A 22,442-nucleotide genomic window follows, 5' to 3' on the forward strand; every position below is an offset into this window, starting at 1 on the left:
TATTTTCATTATATCAAACTTTGGAGGTTTTGGCGAATTCCGGTTTCTGCATTTCCCGTCAAAATGCCGATACGTAAGAACCCCTCAGAAGCGGATACGGAGACGGTATCTGAAGGGTTCCCTTAAAAGCCGTCTGGAGCAGTTCCAGTCCGGATGGCCGCCCTAAGGAGTATGCTGGAGCAAGCTTCCAGCAGCCATATATCCTTTCTTTACTGTCTGAAATAAGGCGTGTAAAATCTCTGTTTTGCACAATCTTACCCCATATATTCCGGCGGTCTTACTGCTTTTACGGATTTCTTGGGTGTGATCGTAAGGCCTTCCATTAACCAGCGGAACTGCTGCTGTGTCAATGACTTTACTTCTTCCGCGCTGCGCGGCCATTGGAACCTGCTTTCTGCCAGTCTTTTATATAGCAGGAGCCAGCCGTCACCTTCCCATACCAGTCCCTTGATACGGTCAGCACGTCTTCCGCAGAAAAGGTAAAGAGTGTCCGGTAAATATGGTTTATTACCCGTCTGGGTTTCAAGGATAGCCGCCAAACGGTCTATTCCTGATCGGAGATCTGTATATCCGCATACGATATAGACCGCCTGAAAGCAGGTCGCATCATTCAGCATTCCGGATCACCTCCAGGACTGCTGACAGAAGCTTCATGGAAGTGGTTTCAGCCACATGAATCGAACATCCTGCCAGTGAAATATCCAATCCTTGAAAAAGGACATCCGGAGCCGTCCGGGTCTGGCACAGGAATTGTGCATCTACTGGTACAATGTCCTGTAAGCCATTTTCTTTCGAAAGACCATTCAGATAAGCTTCCCTTACGCGGCGGAGCCGATAATAATAATTACCTTTTGTAATACCATTCTGGATACACCACTCTGTAATGCGCATTCCTTCCGGACGATTCTGGCAATCTTTGATCTGTGCAGCCCACTGTTGAAGACGATAGTGTTCAGCTATTGTTGTTGTTTTTGAATTCATAGACTTACCTCCATATACCGGTATCAAAAGTTAAGGCTTAACTTTTGATACTCATAATAGAAATATGTCTATTGTCACATATTTTGTGCCTTTAGTCGAGGTACTCGCTATCTACCGTTTACCTTTAACGCCTGACGATAGGCTTTAGCATCTCTAAATTTAAAACTTCTCTTGTCGAAAAATGTCGCACAAATGTAATTGAGAAAACTTTCAGATAATGATAGAATAAACCCATAAGAAAAATGACGTCCAATCTGAAATTCTTTTTTCTCCTATAGTCAGTGGTTTGTATCTATCGTTTCTTTCCCAGAAAATATAGGCATTATCTATTATAAAACATTTACCCAATAAAAGATTTTAGAGATTAATTTAACAATGTTCACGGAGATTTTACGAGGAGGGATTATATTTGGCAAATTCATTACGGACATATTTTCCAACGCTTCAAAGCCGTGAAGAAATCTTGGGGAAAATCCATGGCTCAAAAGAGCTGGAAGGTATCTTTCATAGTTGGCAAGAAAAACAGCGGGAAGAGTTCCTCGATTTCTGTACGGGCGCAAAAGGTGTTAAGATGCTCTATGACTTTTGTATAAAGGCAATACTGAATCCGGAAATTTATCCGGAACGGCTCGAAGAGTTAATCTCCTTATTGCTTGGGAAAAAGGGAAAACGCAAGATTTCCAGTGTCTATACCATCGTCCTATTCGAGAAAAGCACTCCTGAGTTCCATCAATTTCCGGATAAATATATCCACAAATTCCAGCAAGAATCAAATACCGGGTTAAAGCTCAACCTTTTGCAGAAATTTGTCTTTGTTGCGCTTGACATCTACAGAAAAAACCAGCAAAATAAAAATATAAAGAATCGGCTGAACGGATGGCTTACTTTCCTGAGCAGCGATGCGCCGGAGGATATCATTGCGCTGATTGAGAAGTACCCGGATTTCAAGCCGATGTATGCGCAGGTATATGAGATTTGCCAGAATATAGAGCAGGTGATGGGTATGTTTTCAAAGGAATTGTATGAATTAGACAGAAATACGGTACGTTATATGATTGATGAACTTCAGGAGGAAAATAAACGGTGGAAAGAGCAGGATAAGCAGTGGAAAGAGCAGGATAAGCGGAATCAGGAAGAGATTGAACACTGGAAAGAGGTAAATTGCCGCAATCAAGAGGAAAATTTATATTTGAAACAAGAAATTAAGCGTCTGCGCAAGGAATTAGGACGGAAAACGGGGTTAAAGAGGAGGTCATTCTGACACTCCTCTTTCACACGAACTATTGCTTCTCAGACTCTCCAATCACCCGCAGGCAGGTTTCAAGCGGCGTCTCGCCCTCGGGAGATTCGATGTCCGGCTTTGTGCCTTCCTCCATATTACTTGTTCCATCTTCATTTAATGTCCATACGCATTGGACACTGCCGTACAGTCTGCTGTTTGGAAGTTCAAATCTCAAACCCATAATGCCTGCCCCTCCATCCCCTTTTGTCTGTTTCCCTACCAGGGTTGCAAAGCCTGTCTTTTTACAACTGATTGCAAATTCTTCTGCTGAGGAATAATTCTCCGGATAAGTCAATAACCACAATTTCCCGTCCAGAATCTTATGGTCATACCTCGGAAAAACAGTCCGCTCATATCTCATAAAATGATCTGCATTCCCAAAGTCACCTTTCTCCTCCTCCGGCAACTGTGAAATCGGTTCAGATTGGTAGTTTTTTATTCCTTTGTATCCAAGGCGAAACTCTCCCGGAATATCATCTGTAGGCGTAACCATGTTTGCCCCAAGGAGCTCTTCTGCCATTTTAAAAATCGGGTATATCGTATATGTCAATGGTTCATCAATATTCGGAGCGATTAGGTTATCATAAAAGAAACTATTAATTCCTCCCCGGTTTCCTTTCATATCAAAAATAACATTCTCATAATCAGAAACCTGTTTCATATATTCGATCAAAAGCTCTCCGGCTTCTTCCCTCTGAAAACTGTAATAAAATGTTGGGAGTGTGATCATTGCCGTTTTCTCATTTATGATTTTTAATTCTGGCATTTCTCCGCTTTCCCCATTCGACCTGCGGTTCGTCCTGTAATTCATATCGTTTTGCACTAATAATACATCCCAGTACTTTAACCTGTGATCCGTCTCATCTCCGTCTGTTTCTTTAATTTGGCCAATCGTCTTGCTGAGGGTGATCCCTTCCAGCAATGCAGTATAAGGCATGACTAATTTGACATGCCAATTTCCTCTTACCATTTGAGCAGAATCATTCAGAATCTTATAAAACTCATAGTCATTCTGACTTTTGGACATCTCTTCCCGAAATTCGGCAATACTTTCCTCATAATCTATCCCCACTTCCGCCAGAATGTCTTCCAGGCAATAGACTTTCTCCTGAATCTTATTCCAAAAAAAATCAAAGTCTTCCAGCTTTTGTTCTGTTGTCAGGTTCAGCGGTTCACTCGGAGAAATTGCATTAATAAACATTTCGCACTCTGCATTTCCCATTTGATCTGAACCTTCAATGTCCTTTCTTTCCTCTTCCGGAATCGGATTTTCGATCCATACTTCCTCAATTTGTGTTTCCTGATCCTGCTCTGTATCTTTCTTGCCAGTTTGAGTCAATGGCTGACATCCCGAAAGAATAAATGTTACTAACATAACGTATATTAAAATTTGCAATAATCTTTTTTTCTCCATCTATACCACATCCTTTATATTTCAATTTATTTGAAGGCTACAAAAATACACTTCATTACTATTTTTTCTTAGAATGTTTTTGGGGACATCCGGAAACGTACAATACATTATACTATTCAGCAATTTAAGGATACTACGTATCGTTCTCACGTCCCTTGGTGTGATTATACATTACCACACCCCGCCTGAACTTCCCATATCGCCCCTTGTTTCTTTTAAATAATGCAAAACGACAACCTAATCTTCTTAACTTAACGGTGGAAATACCGCATGGTAATAAGATTATTATATATACAAATCCTTTCTTACACAATAAATCTATCCATATTTTTCATTATTTCCTGTGAATTGCCATAATAATTTAAAATATTAACACTTCTCTTGACTTGAGTATAATAATATAACATAATAACATCATTATTATATTAAAGGAGACAACTTTATGAAAGAACTATTCCTTGGCGAGTATATCCGCCAAGAACGGCTGAAACAAGGGGTTACACAGGAACAGTTGTGCGAAGGCATCTGCGAACCCATTACTGTTTCCCGCATGGAAAACGACAAACAGACCCCTTCCTACAATCGAATCCGCGCTTTCCTGCAGCGTCTTTCCCTACCGGACGACCGATATTTCGCTGTATTAAGCGAAAACGAACTGGAAATCAAGGGCTTACAGGACGAGATTCGCGCCGATGCCGTCCGTTTTTCCCAAGCCGTACCGGAAAATCAGCCCGATATCCAAGCGGCAGGGTTACAAAAACTGGAGAGACTGGAATGTCTCGCGGAACCAGACGACCGAATCATCCGCCAATTCATTTTAACTATGAAGATAACCTTCGGCAAGCCGGACGGTTCTTACAGTTCCAAGGAAGCGTTGGAGGGTTTACTGGAAGCCCTTCACATCACAGTTCCTAACTGTAATCCGGAAACTTTCAACTTAGGTCTGTCCAGCTTGGATGAGACTTCGTTGATATACCAGATTGCGTACATATATGCAAAGATGGGTCAATCGAATAAAGCACTTGACATATACCGTCATTTGTTTAAATATACGCAAAGTTCCAAATGTGAGACGTCCCGATATGCTGAAAAGTTTGCTTTAATTGCCCTTGGTTATACCCGTACACTCCTCCTAACAAAGAGGTATGAAGACGCGCTTGAGATTGCCAAATTCGGACAGGAAGTTTGCGTAAAGTATGGTCACTATCAATTTCTTCCTGAACTTCTAGCGCTTCTGGGGAAATGCTATTTCTATAATGATGAGCTGGAGAACTGCAAAGAATTCTATCGGGCGGCATACTGTCTCTATAAAGAAACCGGAAATGACTACGGACGGCTTCTTATTGAAAATGAAGTAAAAGAAAAACTAGATTTGAAATATCCATTTTAGTCCCATGTCATTAAATTGACAAGGGAAATCATTCCTACATGACAAGATAAGGGGGAGCCTCATGAGAGAATTATCCTTGGGAGAATACATCAAACAAGAACGAATAAGACAGGGAATTACTCAGGAACAGTTATGTGAAGGCATCTGTGAACCAATTACGATTTCTCGTATGGAAAACGGGAAACAAATCCCATCCTATACTCGTATCTGTACTTTTCTTCAACGGCTGGGATTGCCAGACGACCAGTATTTCGCCTTGTTAAACCAGAACGAATTGGAAATAAAAACTTTACAGGATGAGATTCGTGCTGATATTGTCCGGTTTGAGCGCTCTATGGTGTTAGAATATAATTAGTACAAGTTAGACATGGAAAATTCCCAACAGGAAAGTATAATAGAACAGATGGAGGAATGAACATGGCTACACAATATACAGAAGAATTTAAGAATGATGCAGTAAGGTATTGGAAGGAACATCCAGAGCTTGGGATTGCTAAGTGTGCAAAGAATCTGGGGATTAGTAAGACAGCTCTTTCTAACTGGAGAAAGATATATGATGCAAATGAGGGGACAGTCCCAACCAGAGGAAGGGGGAATTTTGAGAGTGATGATGCAAAGGAACTTGCACGCCTGCGTAAAGAGCTACGTGATACACAAGATGCTTTAGATATCTTAAAAAAAGCAATCGGCATACTGGGAAAATGACAGAGGCTCTCTTCCTGGAGACTGCCCGGTATGAAGAGCAGCTTCTGGAAGAGGGGAAACGCCGGCCGAATGTCTCTGGTGTGCTGAGGATCTTAGGTGTTTCAAGAAGCGGATACCTTGCATGGAAAAACCGCCTCCCTTCCACCCGGGAGAAGAGAAAGGAGCAGATAAAAGAGAGGATCGTTGAGATTTATCAGGAATCCCATCAGAATTATGGAGCCCCCAAAATAGCAGAATGTCTGCGCAGGGAAGGAGAAAAAATAGCAGACAAAACAGTGGGGAATTATATGAGGGAATTGGGGATCAAAGCACAGTACGTGAAACCTTATACCGTTACAACAATCGAACCGGATCTAAGCAGTAGGCTGAGAAATATTCTGAAAGAAAAATTTAATCCGGAAGAACCGGATGCAGTCTGGTGTTCGGATATCACTTATATCTGGACTTACGAGGGCTTTGTATACTTAACGAGTATTATGGATCTGTACTCGAGAAAGATCATCTCATGGGTATTAAGTAATACATTAGAAGCAAAACATGTCGTAAAAGCGGTAGAAAAGGCAAAAAGAAGGAGGAATGTGGAGAAACCCTTAATTCTGCATACAGACCGGGGGATCCAGTATGTGTGCAGGGAGTATGTAGAGGCAACCATTGGAATGAAGAGAAGTTATTCGAAAAAAGCGTATCCATGGGATAATGCCTGTATTGAATCCTTTCATGCATTGATCAAAAGAGAATGGCTGAATCGATTTAAAATAAAAAATTATGAACATGCCTATAAATTGGTATTTGAATACATAGAGACATTTTATAATACGGTAAGAATCCACAGTCATTGTGGATATCTATCACCAAATGAATACGAGAATGTGTATGAACAGAAATTGAATAAGATGGAAAGATTGGCTGGATAAAAAATGGAAGGTTGTAAGAAAAGTTCACTTTTAACTTGTACTTTTTCTTGACATAGTACCACTACTTCTGAAAAGCGGCATGACATTAGAAAGACCGGGTTACAAAAGCTAGAAAAATTGGAAAAACTCGCAAAACCAGATGAACGAATCATCCGCCAATACATTTTTGCCATGAAGATAAGCTTTGGAAAGCCAAATAGACCTTACAGTCTAGACGAAGAATTTAAACTTACACTGGAAGCTCTACACATAACAATTCCTAATTTTGATTTTGAGGAAATTAATCGTGGTTTGTATAGTCTGGATGAATCTACCTTAATTAATCTGCTTGCAAATATTTATGTAAATATGGAACAGCTAAACCAAGCAATCGACATCTACCGCCAATTGCTTAGGTACGTGCAAAAACATTATCGTAAGTTACCTCGATACGGCAGAAAACTTATCTTAATTGCTCATAACTACACACGTACACTCTTTATAGCGGGACGATATGACGACGCACTTGAGATTGCAACGCTAGGACAAAATGCTTGTATAGAATACGCTCATTACCGATTCCTCCCTGGGCTTCTGGAACTTCAGGGAGAATGCTATTTCCACAAAGGAGATCCTGAAAAATGTAAAAAGTACTATTGGGATGCACACTGTCTCTATAAAGTGATTGGAAACGACCGCAACCGACTTCTTCTTGAAGAAACGGCGAAAAAAAACTTTAATATGAACTTTTCCTTCTAATCATCCCAACTGCCCGGTTCTGGAATGGATGGATTAGTGTACCATTCCTGAAACCGTAACAATCCCATAATTCCAATTCTCCTGAGATTATTTCATTTTCCAACTTCACTTTTTTTAAGACCTCCGAAGGTTTTTCGGAATAGGGATTCAGACTGGCATAGACCTCCGTATGCAGCAAAGAGATGCTCAGCAACAACGCCGCCAATAGTGCCGTTAATTTGTTTTTCATTTTGGTAAAACCATCCTTTCTTTTTCTTATGGCAACAGAATACACCACAATCTCCCCAGAACACCGCATCGTTCTGGGTTTTTTATCTTTAACGCCTGACGATAGGCTTTAGCATCTCTAAATTTAAAACTTCTCTTGTCGAAAAATGTCGCACAAATGTAATTGAGAAAACTTTCAGATAATGATAGAATAAACCCATAAGAAAAATGACGTCCAATCTGAAATTCTTTTTTCTCCTATAGTCAGTGGTTTGTATCTATCGTTTCTTTCCCAGAAAATATAGGCATTATCTATTATAAAACATTTACCCAATAAAAGATTTTAGAGATTAATTTAACAATGTTCACGGAGATTTTACGAGGAGGGATTATATTTGGCAAATTCATTACGGACATATTTTCCAACGCTTCAAAGCCGTGAAGAAATCTTGGGGAAAATCCATGGCTCAAAAGAGCTGGAAGGTATCTTTCATAGTTGGCAAGAAAAACAGCGGGAAGAGTTCCTCGATTTCTGTACGGGCGCAAAAGGTGTTAAGATGCTCTATGACTTTTGTATAAAGGCAATACTGAATCCGGAAATTTATCCGGAACGGCTCGAAGAGTTAATCTCCTTATTGCTTGGGAAAAAGGGAAAACGCAAGATTTCCAGTGTCTATACCATCGTCCTATTCGAGAAAAGCACTCCTGAGTTCCATCAATTTCCGGATAAATATATCCACAAATTCCAGCAAGAATCAAATACCGGGTTAAAGCTCAACCTTTTGCAGAAATTTGTCTTTGTTGCGCTTGACATCTACAGAAAAAACCAGCAAAATAAAAATATAAAGAATCGGCTGAACGGATGGCTTACTTTCCTGAGCAGCGATGCGCCGGAGGATATCATTGCGCTGATTGAGAAGTACCCGGATTTCAAGCCGATGTATGCGCAGGTATATGAGATTTGCCAGAATATAGAGCAGGTGATGGGTATGTTTTCAAAGGAATTGTATGAATTAGACAGAAATACGGTACGTTATATGATTGATGAACTTCAGGAGGAAAATAAACGGTGGAAAGAGCAGGATAAGCGGAATCAGGAAGAGATTGAACACTGGAAAGAGGTAAATCGCCGCAATCAAGAGGAAAACCGCCGCAATCAAGACGGATTCCAGCTTATACTCTTTCTTAATATCCTGCAGAAGTACCGCCATCTTCACCGCCATCTGGTACAGAGAACTTACGGCGGCATCCTTCCGGATATTATTGATAAACAAATCTTCGATGTAGCTGACTGCCGCTTCTTTTTCCTTTTTCAGGATGAATTTCCTAAGCTGTGTTTCATCCATACGGATTGACTCCGTTTTTCTGTCCTGAATCTGTCGAAGGCTGATACAATTCCCATATCCCTCAATGATCAGATACTTTTGAAGTTTTCTTGCACCACGGTAAACTTCCGGCAATTGTTCCAGTCTTGTAAAAGAATTTCCTATGCAGATAAAGGTCATAATATTAAATCTGCTTTCCATGCTATTCTGAAGCTCTGTAAAATATTCCCACACTTTGCCTTCTGCCACCCTGTTTTCATCTGCACTGTCTGCTTCTATGCGCAGCACCATAAGCAGGCTGTCAGGAGGAAGATGTACGATTCTAAGTCCCTCTTCCTTCTTCAGTTCGACAATCATATCCGTAATTTTTTTCTCTTTCAGCCCTTTCATATTCCATTTCATCACGGCTGCATAGTAACTTTCGCCCTCCGGTGCAAGTCCCAGCATTGCCGCAAATTTTTCCGATTCGGCTCTATCAGAATTCCCGTTCAGGAAATGCAGCCACTGTGTTTTTTCATCAATATATTGCAGTTTCTTCTTGTCCATCTCTTCCAGCTTCCTCACGGTTTCCCTAAGCTGGCGTTCCAGTTCTTCTTCATTGATTGGTTTTAAAATATAATTCTCAACATCCAGCCGGACTGCTTCTCTGGCATATGCAAACTCGTCGTAACCGGTCAGGATAATGAATCTCACCTGCTCTTCTTTCTCCCGAATGTTCCTAAGGAGGGTTAGCCCATCCATCTCCGGCATGCTGATATCCGTCACCACAATATGTACCGGCTCCTTCTCCCACATTTCAAGAGCCTCCACGCCGTCGTGCGCCATATGCACCACCTTGAGCCCCAAATCCTCCCAGTCCACAATATTACGGATTCCCTGTAATATCAGCTCCTCATCCTCCACAATCATTACCTTTTTCATCACTCTATCTCCCATTTCCCATGCACGTTCCCTTTTTCATCCTATGCTTCCACTCCCGCCTCCATCCGGCTTGAATCTTAATATCACTCGAAGCCCTCTGCCGTCCCTTGTTTCCAGGCGGATTCCACACTCTTTTCCATACACGGCTTTCAATCTCCGGTTGACATTGGCTATCCCGATGGATGAATGTTTCTCCATGGTATCATGTTCCAGCTCCTGGTTCTTCGCCGCAATCGCCTCTTTCGTCATTCCTTTCCCGTTATCTTCCACGATAATCCTGTATCCTTCTTCCTTCTCCACGATAATCCTGATAAAATTATCCTGCTCCTTCAACCGGATACCGTGGATAAAATAATTTTCAATCACAGGCTGTAACACGAACTTGATAATCGGCGTCCGGAGATACTCTTCCGGGCATTCCACATTTGCCTGAAACTGGTTCTGATACCGGAACTCAAAAAGCTCCATATATTTCTTGCAATAATGCAGTTCTTGTGCCAGCGTTATGACATCCGCCTCTTTAATCTGCGCCCGAAATGTGACCGCCAGGCTGTAGAGCATCTTCCCGACTTCCCGGTCGCCGTTACAGATAGCTTTCATGCGGACAGCCTCCAACGTATTGTACAGAAAATGCGGGTTAATCTGGCTTTGGAGTGCATCCATCTCTGCATTTTTCTGCTCAATTTCCGCAAGGTACTGCTTCTTGATATGCCCGTCCAGTTTGACGCACATTTCGTTAAAATATTGGGCAATCACATCCAGTTCATCCCCGTTTTTATCTGTGGGGATACGTACCCCTAAGTCTCCGTCCATTACTTTTGTCATCCCGTCCAGAATCCGGTTCAGCCGTTTGGCAAGGTGCTGCAAATGATATCTTACAAACAGTTCCCCTAACGCCATCACGGCAATTCCAACCAGAACGGACATTACGACAATAGACAGCGGGACTGCCGCCGCCCGTTTCTTTTCCAGATAGCTTACGGTATGGTATTCACCGCGCTGGGCCTGCTCCACATAGGCTCCCAGCAAATCCTCCAGTGTTCCGTTATCATCTGCCGCCAGAATATCTGTAATTTCGTGCTCCCTTGAAGAATCGTACACTACCATCCCGGCATCATGGTACACAAGCAGTTCCGCGCGGGAATAATACTGCCAGATGGATTCAAATTTCTTACTCCTGAACCGCAGAATCATACAGCCTTTGACCTGCATGGTCGCCGGGTCGCGGATTTCCTTGAGATAGGAAAAACAATCCTCCTCTACCAGACAGCCGTTTCCAAAGGATTTCTTGAACTCCTCATCCCCGGCTCTCCGATAACTCTTCCCGTCTCTTGTGTATTCTGTGATTTCATCCCGCCCATAACTGAACAGGGTAATACGGTTTAAGCTTCCGTATGCCTGAAACGCATCCAGGAAAAATTTCACGATTCCCTTGTATTCACTGTATTTGTTTGCGATATAGGTATCCAGACGGTGCTGCAGGTAAACGTCTGGTTCGTCTGTCAAGTAATGAAGCACATCGTTCAACTCTATGCTGGAACTGTACAAATCTTCATGGATATACTCTGCAATATCGGATGTATCCTCAAGGTAAGAGACGGCAGATTCACTCATCATTTCCGTGTAGCTAATACTCTGTTCTAAAAAACGGTTCTTAGTGCTGTTAAGGAAGAAAATGACCAATGCCGATATCGCGCAGACTAAGATTACCGTATAGATAAAAAACAATTTATGGTATAGCTGTTTTGAGCCCTTGATTTCCATCCTGAATTTCCTTTCTTTCATTTCGGAATAAAAAACATCTAAATATCAACAAGGAAATGCAGTATTTCCTGCATTTCCTTACCCTTGAATGCTCCCAAAGGCTATCTGCTTTTTGGAACGCTCATTATTTCACTTATTTTCTAATTGCTGCATAACGCTTTGATTCATAAACATCACCAGAAACCCATACGCACTCCCCATGAACAGCACGGTCGTCCCCGCCGCTATCTCGAACGCCGCAAGAACAAGGAGCAGCGCCACAATATTTCCAAGGGTTGCAACCGGTTTTGCAAACAACAGGGTAACTGCCGTTTTTGTTGTCTGCATATTCCCCATGTCATATCGGCTGGCAAGCATATAGAGGTTCGGCGTAACAAGGACTGCTGCCGCAAACAGCAGAATAAACAGGATTGCAAGGGGAAGGATTCTAAACTGCACCGCGAAGAACTCGATGTTCGTCCAGCACATTAGGATGAACATCAGTTGGTCTGCCCCAAGACCTGCCTTCCGGAGAAAATCCCTTGTGTATCCCTTCTTATAATCCCTAAGCGCCTTCCCTTCCATCCCACGTATCAGCCGGTTCATCGCATACATCACAGCCGACAATGAAGGAGCCATAGGGAGCAGGCACACAAGGAACAGCGGGAGGCATTCCCGAATCTGCCCGGCGCCCACAAACAAGAGGAAAAGCAATACCGGAGTATTGGAAATCATAAACAACAGGTTCACCGTGAAAAAATAGCACACCTTTTCACAAAACCCCAATACTTTTTCTATGTTAAATAATTCTTCCATCTTTTTCTCCTCTCTCCTGTTCCGTCCCGAAAGCCCGCCGCTCCTGACTGCACAGCAAATTATAGTTCCATCAATATCGTCTTAATCTCATATGCATGGAGGTTCATCTGTATTTCACCCTGCACGAACTCCGCTATCGGACGTTCCCGCAAATCACATTCCGCCCATGCCCGGTATGGGAAACCTGCCGTAACAGTGACATCCTGCCTTGCTCCTGCAAACTCATGGAAACGGACCACAATATATTTCCCATCCTCAGATTTCTTCACAGCATCCAGCTCAACCTGCCCATTATCGAAGGAGAGGAAGCTGTCGTAGGAAAGGCTGCTTGCCCCTGCCACGGCTTGCATCGGCTCATTCAGTGCAAACGCTTCCGGAACTGTCATTCCCTCTACGAAATCCCCTTTATGGGGCAGCAACGCATAGGTAAATGTATGGAATCCCTGATCCTGCAAATGGTCCGGATGGGTTCCTGCCCTTAATAAGGATATCCGCAGTACATTATCCTTGATATCGTGTCCATATTTGCAGTCGTTCAGGATACTCACGCCATAATTACGCTCAGACAAATCTGCAAAGCGGTGGGCCACCGTCTCAAATTTCGCCTGATCCCAGCTTGTGTTCCAATGGTTCGGGCGCCGCACATTGCCGTACTGCACGTCGTAGGTGCCGTAGGTAGAGCGGATATCTACCGGGAACGCCGCTTTTAAAAGCTGGTGCTGTTCATGGAAATCTACTTCTGTCCGAAAATCGATTCTACGGGTGCCGCGGTAAAGAATCATGTCCTGTTTAATAGCAGAAGCCCGGTTGAAATTCCACTCCATATGAACCTTCATACATAGTGGTCCCATTTCCGTAATCTCAAATGTCCTTAGGTCAGTGATTTCCCGCATCTTTTCCTGATAAAAGATGTCAATATCCCATGCGTCGAAATCAAGGGGCTTATCCTCGAATACTTGGAGTACGTTTGCCCGCTGCCCTTCCGGAATAACGTCTCTGGCGTAGGTCTTGTCGTACAGTCTTGTAATCTGTCCGTACTGGTTCAGGGATATCTGATAGTACGGCGTTTCAATCTCTCTGCCTTTCATCCCTGCTTCTGCCGCAAGATTTGTATTCTTCTCTGGAATCCCCTTACTTTTGAAAGGCTTCTCTGCCCCACAGCCTGCCGCACATTCTTCCGCCTCTTCTTTAAGATAAATCGTCTTTGCGCCCATAGACGGAACGTCCTTTACTTCTACATAAGTCACACCCTGTCCCTTCTGGGAAATTAATTGATTACCCTCTTCATCCAGATAAATCCCATCCTGTTCCTGCGGGACAGCCACAATCTGGCTCATGGTCCAACCAGAAGAGTTGAAGACGGTGTATGTATTTTCTTTCTTCTCTGTGATATGTGCATATGCCTTCTCTTCGACTTCCCTGGCAATTCCTTCGATATATGCATAGTCTTTCCGGGAGTCCTCGTACACCTCATGGATGGAGGAGCCTGGGATGATATCATGGAACTGGTCTGTCAGGATGTGTTTCCACCCTTTGGTCAGCTCCTCCTGCTTTGCCTCTGCCAGATTACGTGACTGCAGGGCGTCCATTACGGTAAGCCATTCGGCTCTCCGATAGAGCAGCTCCATTTTCCGGTTCATGCGCTTGTTATATGCCTGGCTTGTGTAGGTTCCCCTGTGGTACTCCAGATACAGCTCCCCGTCCCATGTGTGGACGTACTGATCCGTATTTTCTACGGTCTCATGCAGTTTCCTGAAATATTCTCCTGCCGTTGACATCTTCACGTTTGGAAGGCCGGGAATCTTGTCGAGCCTTCTGCGGCATTCCAGCATGTCGCGGTTCACGCCGCCGCCCCCGTCTCCGTAACCGAAGGAAATCAGCAGGTCTTGGTTCATCTGTTTATCCCGGTATGCGTCCCACACGCCTTTTACGGTTCTTGGAAGCAGATTCCCATTGTAGGTGTAGAACCAGGAATCCCGCTCTCTCCAAGGCTCCGGCGTGGTGATAAAGTGAGTCAGTACTTCGCTGCCGTCGATTCCTTTCCACATAAATGTATCGTGGGGCATACGGTTGTACTGGTTCCAACTGATTTTGGTCGTCATAAAGGTATTGATTCCGGCTTTCTTCAATATCTGAGGGATTGCCCAAGAGTAGCCGAACACGTCGGGAAGCCAGAGGTATTCCACGTCCTTGCCGAACTCGTCTTTGATAAACTTGCTGCCGATGAGTATCTGCCTTGTCAGGGATTCCCCGCTTGTCAGGTTGCAGTCGGCTTCTACCCACATACTGCCGTCGGCTTCCCAACGTCCCTCCTGCACTCTTTTCTTGATATTTGCAAATATATCCGGGAATTCCTCTTTCATATACTCGTAGAGCTGCGGCTGTGTCTGGAGGAAAATGTATTCGGGATACTGCTCCATCAGACGAAATACGGTGGAAAAGGAGCGGGAGCATTTTTCTCTTGTGTGTTTCAGCCGCCACAGCCACGCCACGTCGATGTGGGTATGCCCTACGCAATAAACATTTATCATGGAGCGCTTATCCATCTTGTCTATGCTTGCATTCAGCGCTTCATCTGCCTGGTACACAGACTCGTAGAATTCCCCGCTGCCCGGGTATGTCCAGTCAATCAGGCAGAAGGCTTGTTCCAGCGCCTTGCGCAGCTCATGCTGGATAGGGTCTGAATCGGCAAGTTCTGCCAAGGTCTGATATACCATGGACGCCATGTAATAAAGGTCGTCTGCTTTCTCGTCCAGCCATGCAAGGTCGGCGCGGGCAATCCGGTGTTCCTGCTCTTTCGGGACGCCGCCGCCTTCTAACCCTGACCACAGGCGGAAGGTGAGGTCTACGGTGGTTCCGCAGAGGGCTTCGTCGAAGAAGAGTTCCTTGTGGTTAACGTCTACGCCCTGATACATGGTTCCGTTTACATATGCCATAGACTCAAATCCGGAATTATTTCCCCCGCCTGTGTTGCCGAAGTCGAAGATGCCGACTACTTTTTTTCCTTTCCATTGGGCAGGAATCGGGATATCCTTATGCAGCCATACGAAACGGTCGCGTCCTTTCCATGTATCGCCGGTGTTTATTGTATCCCCTATCGGACGAAGTCCGGCTTCTTTCTCTATTGGGATTCCTTCCTGTGGGAACTTGGGCAGCTTAGGATTGACTACACCCTGTTCTTCTTCAGCCGCCCAAAAGTTGTTGAATGGAATGATATCACGGTAACGGTATTGCTCTAGCTCATTGATACGTCTTTCTAATTTTCTGTCTGTTAAAAACATAACATCCTCCTTGTTATCGCCCTGTCTTATAGAATCATTGTAATATGGGGCATGGAAGATTGCAATTCAGAAAATTCTAGTTTTGGTGAAATTTGTCCACTTTACACTTTTATTCCTATATAGTATAATTTTATATAAAAGAAATTGATTTCCTTGAAAGAGCGGTATGATTGAATTTGGATGCCAAAAATGGCCTCCTAAGAAAGGAGTATAGGATGAACGCAGAAGTAAAAGATTATGTAACTCAGAAGGTAAACGAATTGATTGAAGCGCAGTCTTGCTGTGCCGAGGCGAAAGAAGCGGCGAAAAACTGGCTGGATGCTGTCGGGACAGAGAAGGAGGCAGAAGCGGCAAAGAACTTGATTGCGGAGCTTGAAGAGGATATTATGCCCATTGACGGCTTAATTGCATTTGCTGGGTCGGAAATGGGGGCGCAGGTGTTCGGCGCGGAGACGGCGAAAAAGGTGCTTGCACATGGGCAGGAGATAAAAGCTGCCGGGGCGAAGTACTGTGACTGCGCGGCTTGTGCGGCTTGCGAGGCTATATTGGAGAAAAAAGAAGAGCTTTTGTAATGTGCAGGTGCGGGAATAAGTTTTGCCTTTTTCAATACTTCCCGCACCCTTACCATCTGCAGCTATTCAACTCTATTCTTTGATCTTGTCCAATTCTGTGACATTAACGCCGGCTACATTAAGAAAACTTTTTAGATATATATATTCTTCCATAGCTTTTTGAATAATTTCTAAATTTGTATTTTGCATTGTACCACCTCCTAAGTACGAAAGCAAATCTGTTTTAACTCGGAAAACTTAATATCTTCTGAATGGTCGTGTGTATCAGGTTTTCTAAGTCTTGAAGCCTCCAATCCGGCAGATTATAATTCCTATGTCTCTCGAATTTGAAATCTGATAAATGGATGAGATTCTTTCTGGTTTTTGCGTCAAGGCACATGGCTGCAGTTTTCACCCAGTCGTCCCCGATTCGGGGGCCTTTCATCCTCAGATAATTGCCGCCGTACCCAAACTCGCCTTCTTCTGCGTAAGGCAGCAAGGAGATATTGTGGTCGAACAGAGGCGCCATTGTAACGATTTCCTGTGTTCTGTTATCTACAATAAATCCAAAATTATTCTTATGCCTGTCCTCGTTCAGGATTACGGCGTCTATGACAAACATCTGTTTCACTTTTTCTTCAAGGCCAAGTTCTTTCATTTTCCGCAATACATCTTTTAATGTCGAACTTCTGGAATCAACCGCAGCATAAGGAAGATACCCATAATCCTCAGATGTGAATAAATCACAGACGGAACAAATCCTTTTATTGTGCATTCTCAGACCATACGCCACAAAATCATCCGTAAAAATTTTCACTAACTGACTTGCATAAAACTCTGAATAGGGCTCCAGACCAGCATTTCTCGCACCTGAACTTCCGCGCTTCAGCATCCGGATTTTTTCTCCTTCACGAATCCAGCATTTCGCAAACGAACCATCCGTACCATACTCTGGCGACGTGGTACTAAGCTGCCTGCCATGCAAACCACCCTCAAACGCCATCTTCGCAATCACTTCATTAAATGGATGTGTGTACAATGATACGTTTTTCCAACATAGATCACTGTCTATACGCTTTACCCAAAATGTATCTACAAGAGACAGCGCATGAGAGATATCCAAAAATCCCTGCAAAGTATCGCACCCACTAAGACGTAACAACTCTTCGATATTCTCTCTTTGCTTTGGCGCTCGTCTTTTTATGATAAAACTGTCTAAATTACCAAACCAATCCGGTAATTCCACATACTGTTTCACAATTGTTATATCATCATATACCGTATCCACCTCAAATTCCGCAATCACCACATCTTTATTAAGCAGAAGATACCTTACTGTCCGTTCTCCCGCAAAGCCATTTCCTTCACCAGCCATATCACTGCCCTCCCCCCTTTTTCCACATATGTCAGGCTCCGAATCTGATATATGTTAAGTATAACAATTCTGCCCGTAAAAGACAAGCGCTAAAGCATATGTAAGAAAAAGCGCCGGCATACAGGTTCCTCTCCCTGTACGCCGGCGCTAATCCATCAATATTCTTTAGATACCAAATACTTATATGCTGAATGTCTCCGCATCGTCAAGCTCATCGTCGAACTCATCCAGTATATACTCTACGAGTTCCTGTGCCGCACCCAGATTATCGCTGTCTGCCTTGACCGAAATCTCTTCTTTCACGATATTGAGAGCCTTGAACTTATCGACTGCATACTGGTATGTCTTGCCCAATTCTTCCACATCCGTTGCCGTAGGGCAGATATACACGACTTTATTCTCCACACAATATGCCTTGAGTTCTTCCAATTTCTCATAATTCTCGTTAATCTTACCGCCTGTCACATAGATGACTGCCGGACGTAAAAGTCTACATTCATTCTTCCTTGTACAGTGCATAATAGTCGGAATCCAAATTGTCCGTCATCTGGCTGAACCATCTTTTTGCATCGTCTAATGCTTTATTATAAATGACAGGCGCCATCTTCTGCTCAAATAACTCTAAAATCTGCATCTGTTCAATCATCCCGATTTCTTCGCCGCGCACATCCAGATAAAACGCCTTAATCTCGTCGTTCAACTTCTCTTTCTGCAAATCAGACAGCCTAATCTGCGGCAAAGATTGTCTTTTTCCCATAATCTTCTCCATTCACTGGTACGCCTAATAACTAACAAGCGTCTATCAGCCTTTTTTTCATGCCTTCGTATCTATAAGATTGACTGCTTCAGGAATTGCGCTCAGGTTATGGATATCCACGCCGTAATCTGCCAGATTCTCCATATGCTCCGTATCTACCGTCACTTCGTCCCAACTCCACATAAGCGCATATGAACCAACTGCGCCTGCATAATCTTCTTCCGTCCGGAATTCATATCCTGCAAGTTCTTTTCCCGTATACTCCCGGTATTGGCTCTTTAGTTCCTCACCAAGCCCGAAAAGCTGTTCCTTTGCCGCTCCCAGATATTCCAGCGCATCTTCTATATTGTCGAAATCTTTTAACCCGTCTGCAATACTGTGGAGCTTATCCGGAATGTCATTCAGAAGCGCGTGATACTCTTCACTGAATGGCTTCCCGTACACAGCCTCGGAATTGCGGAGGCTTTCGCTCATCAAATCTGCCGTATAATTCAGCACGCCCGCCATGTCCTTATATTCGGACTTAATAAGTTCCTTCATCTTATCCGCCCTCTTGCCAGAATCGTTTGCGGCAATCTTCTCATACTCGGACTGTAGGTATGTAAGCCGCGCCTCCTTGTATGTAATGGTATCCGCCAGAGAACCTGTGGTCTGGTAATAAGCCTCTATCTTCTGCGCCGCTTTTGCAGGTACGTCCTTTTTATCAATGAGAAGCAAAGACAACGCTGCCGCGCCTGTGTTCTCAAGCCCGGTATCCACTTGCCTCGTCCCTCCGCCTCTTGTAAGAGCCGCTGCTTTTTCCCGAATCTCTCTCTGTTCTATAGATTTCTGCGCGTCTGCTGACCTTGCAGCCCCCGGCAGTAATTGATTGAGTGTCTTCTGGCTGTTCGCCCGATTCATGGGGAACATATTTTGTGCATAGATCCGCATACTTTTCCTCCTTACATGTCTCGCCAAATGATTGCTGTTATTAAAACTATCGGCATTTTGACCGGGTTACTTAACGAAATATGATTTTTTTTACACTACCGCTTCAATAATCTTCTTATCACCAATCATCTGTTCAAACACTCCGGTCTCTTTCTTTTTGTTAAAATTAAAGCTCAGCAAATACCCTGTTTGTTTCTGATATATATCCAAATATTCTGCTAACTGCTCCATGCCCCTTTCATGGTATTCTTTTCCATGCCATATTTTCATTTCAATTATAAACTGTTCTCCCTGATAATCCACAATCACATCGGTACGCTTCTTGTCCCTTGTCTGCGCCTCAATATAATAATTTCCCGTCCCATTTATAATCGGTCTGAGATACATAAGGAAAAATCTTCTTCCATATTCTTCAACAAATCTTTTCTCTTCATTTCCATACAACTCCTGAAAATGTATCACGAACTTTGTAAGAATCCTTCGCATGTTCAAATACCCATCTACCACAAAACCATTTTTATCCATAAAAGCTTTCTGTGTCATGCTGCTTTCCTTCCATTCCTCTGACGCAAGAAAACGATTATACAGACGTGTCTCAAAAATTCTATTCGCGATCACCACCGCCGCACCTTCCTGCTTTGCAAAACCGAACATAACTGCAACGTCAATCTCTTCCAAATCCGGGTTATACGCAATCTTCTCCCCATTAAATAGCATTTTGCTGATTACACGCTCTAATTCCGGATACTCAGTAAGTTTATGGTTCAGCGAGTCAAACAACGAATTCTTTTCCAGAACCAACGTTCTGACTGCCGCAAGAAAGCCTTCATTACTCCATGCCGCAGGTAATTCTTCATCCATCATTTTGCATAAACGACTGACGAGAAACGGGTATCCTCCCGTCTCGCCGTAAATCCTTCCCGCCATGCCCTCAATATCCATCCCCGAATGTTCGCAAGCTTCATATTCCCGCAACATCCCGGCAATCTCGTCTTTAGAAAAACTCATATCAATATCAAAATTCACGGCAATATTCCATGGGCTGTTTTTCTTATGCTCTTCTTCATCTCTTAATTTTCTTCTGAGATTTTTCACATCACAGACGCCCGCAAGTATCACGGATTGAAATGTCTTCGTCCCTCTCCGCTCTCTCTGCAAATAATATTTCCTAATCTGAGACAGAAAATCTAAAAATACCTGATTATTCTTCGCGCTGTCAATCTCGTCAATAATCAAGACAACCGGCTTATCTGAACGCTCACATATGGCGATCAGATACCGAAAAAGACTCATCAAATAAAAGGGCTTGTCCGGCTCCCTAAGCATCTGTTCCAGTTCCTCTGCCGTCTGACCTGCCTGACCGGATACATGTTGGAATTCATCCAGAAAACAGGCGGCAAACGCCCTTGAAAATGAATCTTCATTCTCGTACATTGCGCTCCCTATCATCTGGAAATCCATAAAAACAACGATGTATTCATCGCTCATGTAATCTGCCAAAGCCGCAAGTATCGTCGTCTTCCCGTACTGTCTCGCACGACTGACCACAAAATAATTCCCCTTGTCCACCATTTTTTTCATCTGTTCCAGACGACTGTCCAAATTTACCATATAATGCTTCTCAGGCACGCATAAGCCTGTGATATTAAATTCCCTCCTCATCATCGTCTCCCCTTTCCGAACAGCTTTCAACTGCTTTCAGTATACACAATAATTCCTCGAACCGCAACCGCACATATGTAGCGACCCCCAATCATATTGGGAGCCTGTTTTCCCTCTTAAAATATTCGTCTATTTTTTGCTTAATCTGTGCAGGTTTTAAATATTTTACCATATATCCGTCTGGTTTCAAGGCTAATAATTTCTTAACGGTTTCCATATCTGCTCTCCCAGTCAGAAAGATAATTGGGATATCTGCAAATGTCTCCTCCGAACGCATCATTTCCAACACCTGCTGCCCGTCGCAGACCGGCATCTCATAATCCAGAAGCACCAGCTCCGGTTTATCCAGAATCATGCACCGCAGCGCCGCAGCGCCGGACTTTGCAAGCGCCACATCGTAGTCTTCATCCAGCAGTTTCCGGATTCCCTCCCTTACTGTGGCGGAATCATCCACCACCAGTACCTTCCGCTTCCGATGGCCTTCTCTCTGCATGAGATATTTTCCCACCTCTTCCATCGCGTTATCTATTCTTATAGGGGCGGCGCCTCCTTTTTTGGGCGGTCTTTTAACGGACGTGCAGTATGAAAAATAGCCTTCGCCAGTGTCGAACAACAGGCTGACCTGCAGCTTTTCATTTCCAAATACTTCCTGGAATTGGTCATACGTAAGAAGGTTTTCCTCCTTCAGCTCATAACCGTCCATGTCCGTAAGGTGGTCTCTCACATGTTCTGCAAACTGCCGGGCCATAAACCTGGCCGCATTCATCAGCAAAGTATTTAGCTTATTCGTCTTAATTCCCATTGTCTTTCCCACGGTATTAATCAATAGTTTTTCTTCAAAGACCAGAAATATCTCATATTTTTCTTCCTCCTGATCTGTTCCATAGACCAGACGGTGATAGACTCCTCTCCCGAATTTTTCCCCGCCGTATGCGTCGCTGATGACATAAGACTCCAAATGAAACAAATCATACATCAATTGAAGTATGACTTTTTTCACTGCCTCCTGCTCCCTTCCCGGCAGAAGCCCAACCCACCGGCTCCTGCCCTTGCCCGTAATCGCCCGGTCTTCCATCAACGTATGTCCCACAAGCCATCCGGCGCAGACTCCGAGGAAATGTTCTACGGAATCCGCGCAATAGTCTGTCTGCTCCAGCTCTTCTTCCAGAGCCGGAAGCGTCCTCTCCCGAAATTCGCTGTGAATATGCATGTGCACGTTCAGCCGCTCATAATGAATAGACGCCATGTATTCTTCTTCCTCCGTAAAATGCTTCACAGCGTGATCCTTAAAGAATTTGATTCCTTCCTGGCATGCCCACTGGCTCTTATTTTTTTCATCACTGAACCGGAACAGTTTGTTGATAATCTTAAAAAGTCTTTTGTGTTCCTGATCGATAATGTCTACGCCGATATTGTACTCATCTTTCCATATTAACTGACCTTCCATTTT

At 43.7% G+C, this 22,442-nt stretch carries 21 protein-coding genes; 7 read left to right on the forward strand and 14 right to left on the reverse strand.

What is annotated here, in order from left to right:
* Positions 1–254: 254 nt before the first annotated feature.
* Positions 255–617: an IS66 family insertion sequence element accessory protein TnpB gene (gene tnpB / locus AC6I3O_RS19325; RefSeq protein WP_497850690.1), complete on the reverse strand. Its 363-nt coding sequence runs from the start codon at positions 615–617 to the stop codon at positions 255–257.
* Positions 607–981 carry an IS66 family insertion sequence element accessory protein TnpA gene (locus tag AC6I3O_RS19330; RefSeq protein ID WP_497850689.1) on the reverse strand — a complete coding sequence of 125 codons (375 nt, stop codon included), beginning with the start codon at positions 979–981 and terminating at the stop codon, positions 607–609. Before AC6I3O_RS19330 ends, tnpB begins: the two co-directional genes overlap by 11 nt.
* 409 nt (positions 982–1,390) lie before the next feature.
* Between AC6I3O_RS19330 and AC6I3O_RS19335 the strand changes: the two genes are divergently transcribed.
* Positions 1,391–2,242, forward strand: a complete 852-nt coding sequence (locus AC6I3O_RS19335) for a hypothetical protein (protein WP_497852263.1) — start codon at positions 1,391–1,393, stop codon at positions 2,240–2,242.
* Between the two features lie 19 nt (positions 2,243–2,261).
* On the opposite strand, the gene AC6I3O_RS19340 is transcribed toward AC6I3O_RS19335, so the two are convergent.
* Entirely contained in the window at positions 2,262–3,677 is a 1,416-nt protein-coding gene (locus AC6I3O_RS19340) for a S41 family peptidase (protein ID WP_497852264.1), read from the reverse strand.
* Between the two features lie 442 nt (positions 3,678–4,119).
* On the opposite strand from AC6I3O_RS19340, the gene AC6I3O_RS19345 reads away from it, so the two are divergent.
* From AC6I3O_RS19345 to AC6I3O_RS19365, 5 genes are all read left to right on the forward strand, one after another.
* A complete protein-coding gene (locus AC6I3O_RS19345; protein WP_497852265.1) occupies positions 4,120–5,067 on the forward strand; it encodes a helix-turn-helix domain-containing protein in 948 nt (315 codons plus the stop codon).
* Positions 5,068–5,128: 61 nt separating this feature from the next.
* Complete coding sequence (locus tag AC6I3O_RS19350; protein WP_497852266.1) at positions 5,129–5,422, forward strand: helix-turn-helix domain-containing protein; 294 nt, start codon at positions 5,129–5,131, stop codon at positions 5,420–5,422.
* A 62-nt stretch (positions 5,423–5,484) separates the two neighbouring features.
* The gene (locus tag AC6I3O_RS19355; RefSeq protein ID WP_016220920.1) at positions 5,485–5,772 is read left to right on the forward strand and encodes a transposase; all 288 of its coding nucleotides are present in this window, start codon (positions 5,485–5,487) and stop codon (positions 5,770–5,772) included.
* Positions 5,769–6,686, forward strand: a complete 918-nt coding sequence (locus AC6I3O_RS19360; protein ID WP_016220921.1) for an IS3 family transposase — start codon at positions 5,769–5,771, stop codon at positions 6,684–6,686. The genes AC6I3O_RS19355 and AC6I3O_RS19360 overlap by 4 nt, the downstream gene beginning before the upstream one ends.
* Before the next feature lie 117 nt (positions 6,687–6,803).
* Complete coding sequence (locus AC6I3O_RS19365; protein ID WP_497852267.1) at positions 6,804–7,424, forward strand: RNPP family C-terminal domain-containing protein; 621 nt, start codon at positions 6,804–6,806, stop codon at positions 7,422–7,424.
* Here AC6I3O_RS19365 and AC6I3O_RS19370 read toward each other — a convergent pair.
* The 5 genes from AC6I3O_RS19370 to AC6I3O_RS19390 all read right to left on the reverse strand — a co-directional run bounded on the left by AC6I3O_RS19370 (position 7,402) and on the right by AC6I3O_RS19390 (position 15,717).
* Positions 7,402–7,653 (reverse strand): hypothetical protein, encoded by a 252-nt coding sequence (locus tag AC6I3O_RS19370; RefSeq protein ID WP_497852268.1) that lies wholly within the window; start codon positions 7,651–7,653, stop codon positions 7,402–7,404. The two genes, AC6I3O_RS19365 and AC6I3O_RS19370, sit on opposite strands and share 23 nt — an antisense overlap.
* Positions 7,654–8,644: 991 nt before the next feature.
* Positions 8,645–9,877 carry a response regulator gene (locus AC6I3O_RS19375; RefSeq protein ID WP_497852269.1) on the reverse strand — a complete coding sequence of 411 codons (1,233 nt, stop codon included), beginning with the start codon at positions 9,875–9,877 and terminating at the stop codon, positions 8,645–8,647.
* Between the two features lie 36 nt (positions 9,878–9,913).
* On the reverse strand, positions 9,914–11,641 hold the full coding sequence (locus AC6I3O_RS19380; RefSeq protein ID WP_497852270.1) for a sensor histidine kinase: 1,728 nt from the start codon (positions 11,639–11,641) through the stop codon (positions 9,914–9,916).
* Between the two features lie 129 nt (positions 11,642–11,770).
* Complete coding sequence (locus AC6I3O_RS19385; RefSeq protein ID WP_497852271.1) at positions 11,771–12,436, reverse strand: YesL family protein; 666 nt, start codon at positions 12,434–12,436, stop codon at positions 11,771–11,773.
* A gap of 59 nt (positions 12,437–12,495) precedes the next feature.
* Complete coding sequence (locus tag AC6I3O_RS19390; protein ID WP_497852272.1) at positions 12,496–15,717, reverse strand: alpha-mannosidase; 3,222 nt, start codon at positions 15,715–15,717, stop codon at positions 12,496–12,498.
* Between the two features lie 215 nt (positions 15,718–15,932).
* On the opposite strand from AC6I3O_RS19390, the gene AC6I3O_RS19395 reads away from it, so the two are divergent.
* Positions 15,933–16,289, forward strand: coding sequence for a molecular chaperone Hsp90 (locus AC6I3O_RS19395; RefSeq protein ID WP_497852273.1), 357 nt, complete (start codon positions 15,933–15,935; stop codon positions 16,287–16,289).
* A 223-nt stretch (positions 16,290–16,512) separates the two neighbouring features.
* Here AC6I3O_RS19395 and AC6I3O_RS19400 read toward each other — a convergent pair whose 3' ends face one another.
* The 6 genes from AC6I3O_RS19400 to AC6I3O_RS19425 form a co-directional block, all read right to left on the reverse strand.
* Positions 16,513–17,643, reverse strand: a complete 1,131-nt coding sequence (locus tag AC6I3O_RS19400) for a HipA domain-containing protein (RefSeq protein ID WP_497852274.1) — start codon at positions 17,641–17,643, stop codon at positions 16,513–16,515.
* Between the two features lie 180 nt (positions 17,644–17,823).
* Positions 17,824–18,162: a hypothetical protein gene (locus tag AC6I3O_RS19405; protein WP_497852275.1), complete on the reverse strand. Its 339-nt coding sequence runs from the start codon at positions 18,160–18,162 to the stop codon at positions 17,824–17,826.
* The gene (locus AC6I3O_RS19410; RefSeq protein WP_497852276.1) at positions 18,140–18,400 is read right to left on the reverse strand and encodes a DUF2164 family protein; all 261 of its coding nucleotides are present in this window, start codon (positions 18,398–18,400) and stop codon (positions 18,140–18,142) included. Before AC6I3O_RS19410 ends, AC6I3O_RS19405 begins: the two co-directional genes overlap by 23 nt.
* A gap of 57 nt (positions 18,401–18,457) precedes the next feature.
* Entirely contained in the window at positions 18,458–19,330 is an 873-nt protein-coding gene (locus AC6I3O_RS19415) for a hypothetical protein (protein ID WP_497852277.1), read from the reverse strand.
* Between the two features lie 90 nt (positions 19,331–19,420).
* A complete protein-coding gene (locus AC6I3O_RS19420) occupies positions 19,421–20,992 on the reverse strand; it encodes an AAA-like domain-containing protein (protein ID WP_497853527.1) in 1,572 nt (523 codons plus the stop codon).
* A 91-nt stretch (positions 20,993–21,083) separates the two neighbouring features.
* Positions 21,084–22,439: a hemerythrin domain-containing protein gene (locus AC6I3O_RS19425; RefSeq protein ID WP_497852278.1), complete on the reverse strand. Its 1,356-nt coding sequence runs from the start codon at positions 22,437–22,439 to the stop codon at positions 21,084–21,086.
* Positions 22,440–22,442 lie beyond the last annotated feature (3 nt).

Source organism: Sporofaciens sp. St.21A7, from assembly GCF_059728535.1.

Coding starts and splice junctions, on each gene's coding strand:
- AC6I3O_RS19355 (WP_016220920.1), top strand. CDS start 5,485: ATGGCTACACAATATACAGAAGAATTTAAGAATGATGCAGTAAGGTAT.
- AC6I3O_RS19350 (WP_497852266.1), top strand. CDS start 5,129: ATGAGAGAATTATCCTTGGGAGAATACATCAAACAAGAACGAATAAGA.
- AC6I3O_RS19360 (WP_016220921.1), top strand. CDS start 5,769: ATGACAGAGGCTCTCTTCCTGGAGACTGCCCGGTATGAAGAGCAGCTT.
- AC6I3O_RS19370 (WP_497852268.1), bottom strand. CDS start 7,653: ATGAAAAACAAATTAACGGCACTATTGGCGGCGTTGTTGCTGAGCATC.
- tnpB (WP_497850690.1), bottom strand. CDS start 617: ATGCTGAATGATGCGACCTGCTTTCAGGCGGTCTATATCGTATGCGGA.
- AC6I3O_RS19420 (WP_497853527.1), bottom strand. CDS start 20,992: ATGAGGAGGGAATTTAATATCACAGGCTTATGCGTGCCTGAGAAGCAT.
- AC6I3O_RS19340 (WP_497852264.1), bottom strand. CDS start 3,677: ATGGAGAAAAAAAGATTATTGCAAATTTTAATATACGTTATGTTAGTA.
- AC6I3O_RS19385 (WP_497852271.1), bottom strand. CDS start 12,436: ATGGAAGAATTATTTAACATAGAAAAAGTATTGGGGTTTTGTGAAAAG.
- AC6I3O_RS19410 (WP_497852276.1), bottom strand. CDS start 18,400: ATGGGAAAAAGACAATCTTTGCCGCAGATTAGGCTGTCTGATTTGCAG.
- AC6I3O_RS19395 (WP_497852273.1), top strand. CDS start 15,933: ATGAACGCAGAAGTAAAAGATTATGTAACTCAGAAGGTAAACGAATTG.
- AC6I3O_RS19345 (WP_497852265.1), top strand. CDS start 4,120: ATGAAAGAACTATTCCTTGGCGAGTATATCCGCCAAGAACGGCTGAAA.
- AC6I3O_RS19415 (WP_497852277.1), bottom strand. CDS start 19,330: ATGCGGATCTATGCACAAAATATGTTCCCCATGAATCGGGCGAACAGC.
- AC6I3O_RS19380 (WP_497852270.1), bottom strand. CDS start 11,641: ATGGAAATCAAGGGCTCAAAACAGCTATACCATAAATTGTTTTTTATC.
- AC6I3O_RS19425 (WP_497852278.1), bottom strand. CDS start 22,439: ATGGAAGGTCAGTTAATATGGAAAGATGAGTACAATATCGGCGTAGAC.
- AC6I3O_RS19400 (WP_497852274.1), bottom strand. CDS start 17,643: ATGGCTGGTGAAGGAAATGGCTTTGCGGGAGAACGGACAGTAAGGTAT.
- AC6I3O_RS19330 (WP_497850689.1), bottom strand. CDS start 981: ATGAATTCAAAAACAACAACAATAGCTGAACACTATCGTCTTCAACAG.
- AC6I3O_RS19375 (WP_497852269.1), bottom strand. CDS start 9,877: ATGAAAAAGGTAATGATTGTGGAGGATGAGGAGCTGATATTACAGGGA.
- AC6I3O_RS19405 (WP_497852275.1), bottom strand. CDS start 18,162: ATGCACTGTACAAGGAAGAATGAATGTAGACTTTTACGTCCGGCAGTC.
- AC6I3O_RS19390 (WP_497852272.1), bottom strand. CDS start 15,717: ATGTTTTTAACAGACAGAAAATTAGAAAGACGTATCAATGAGCTAGAG.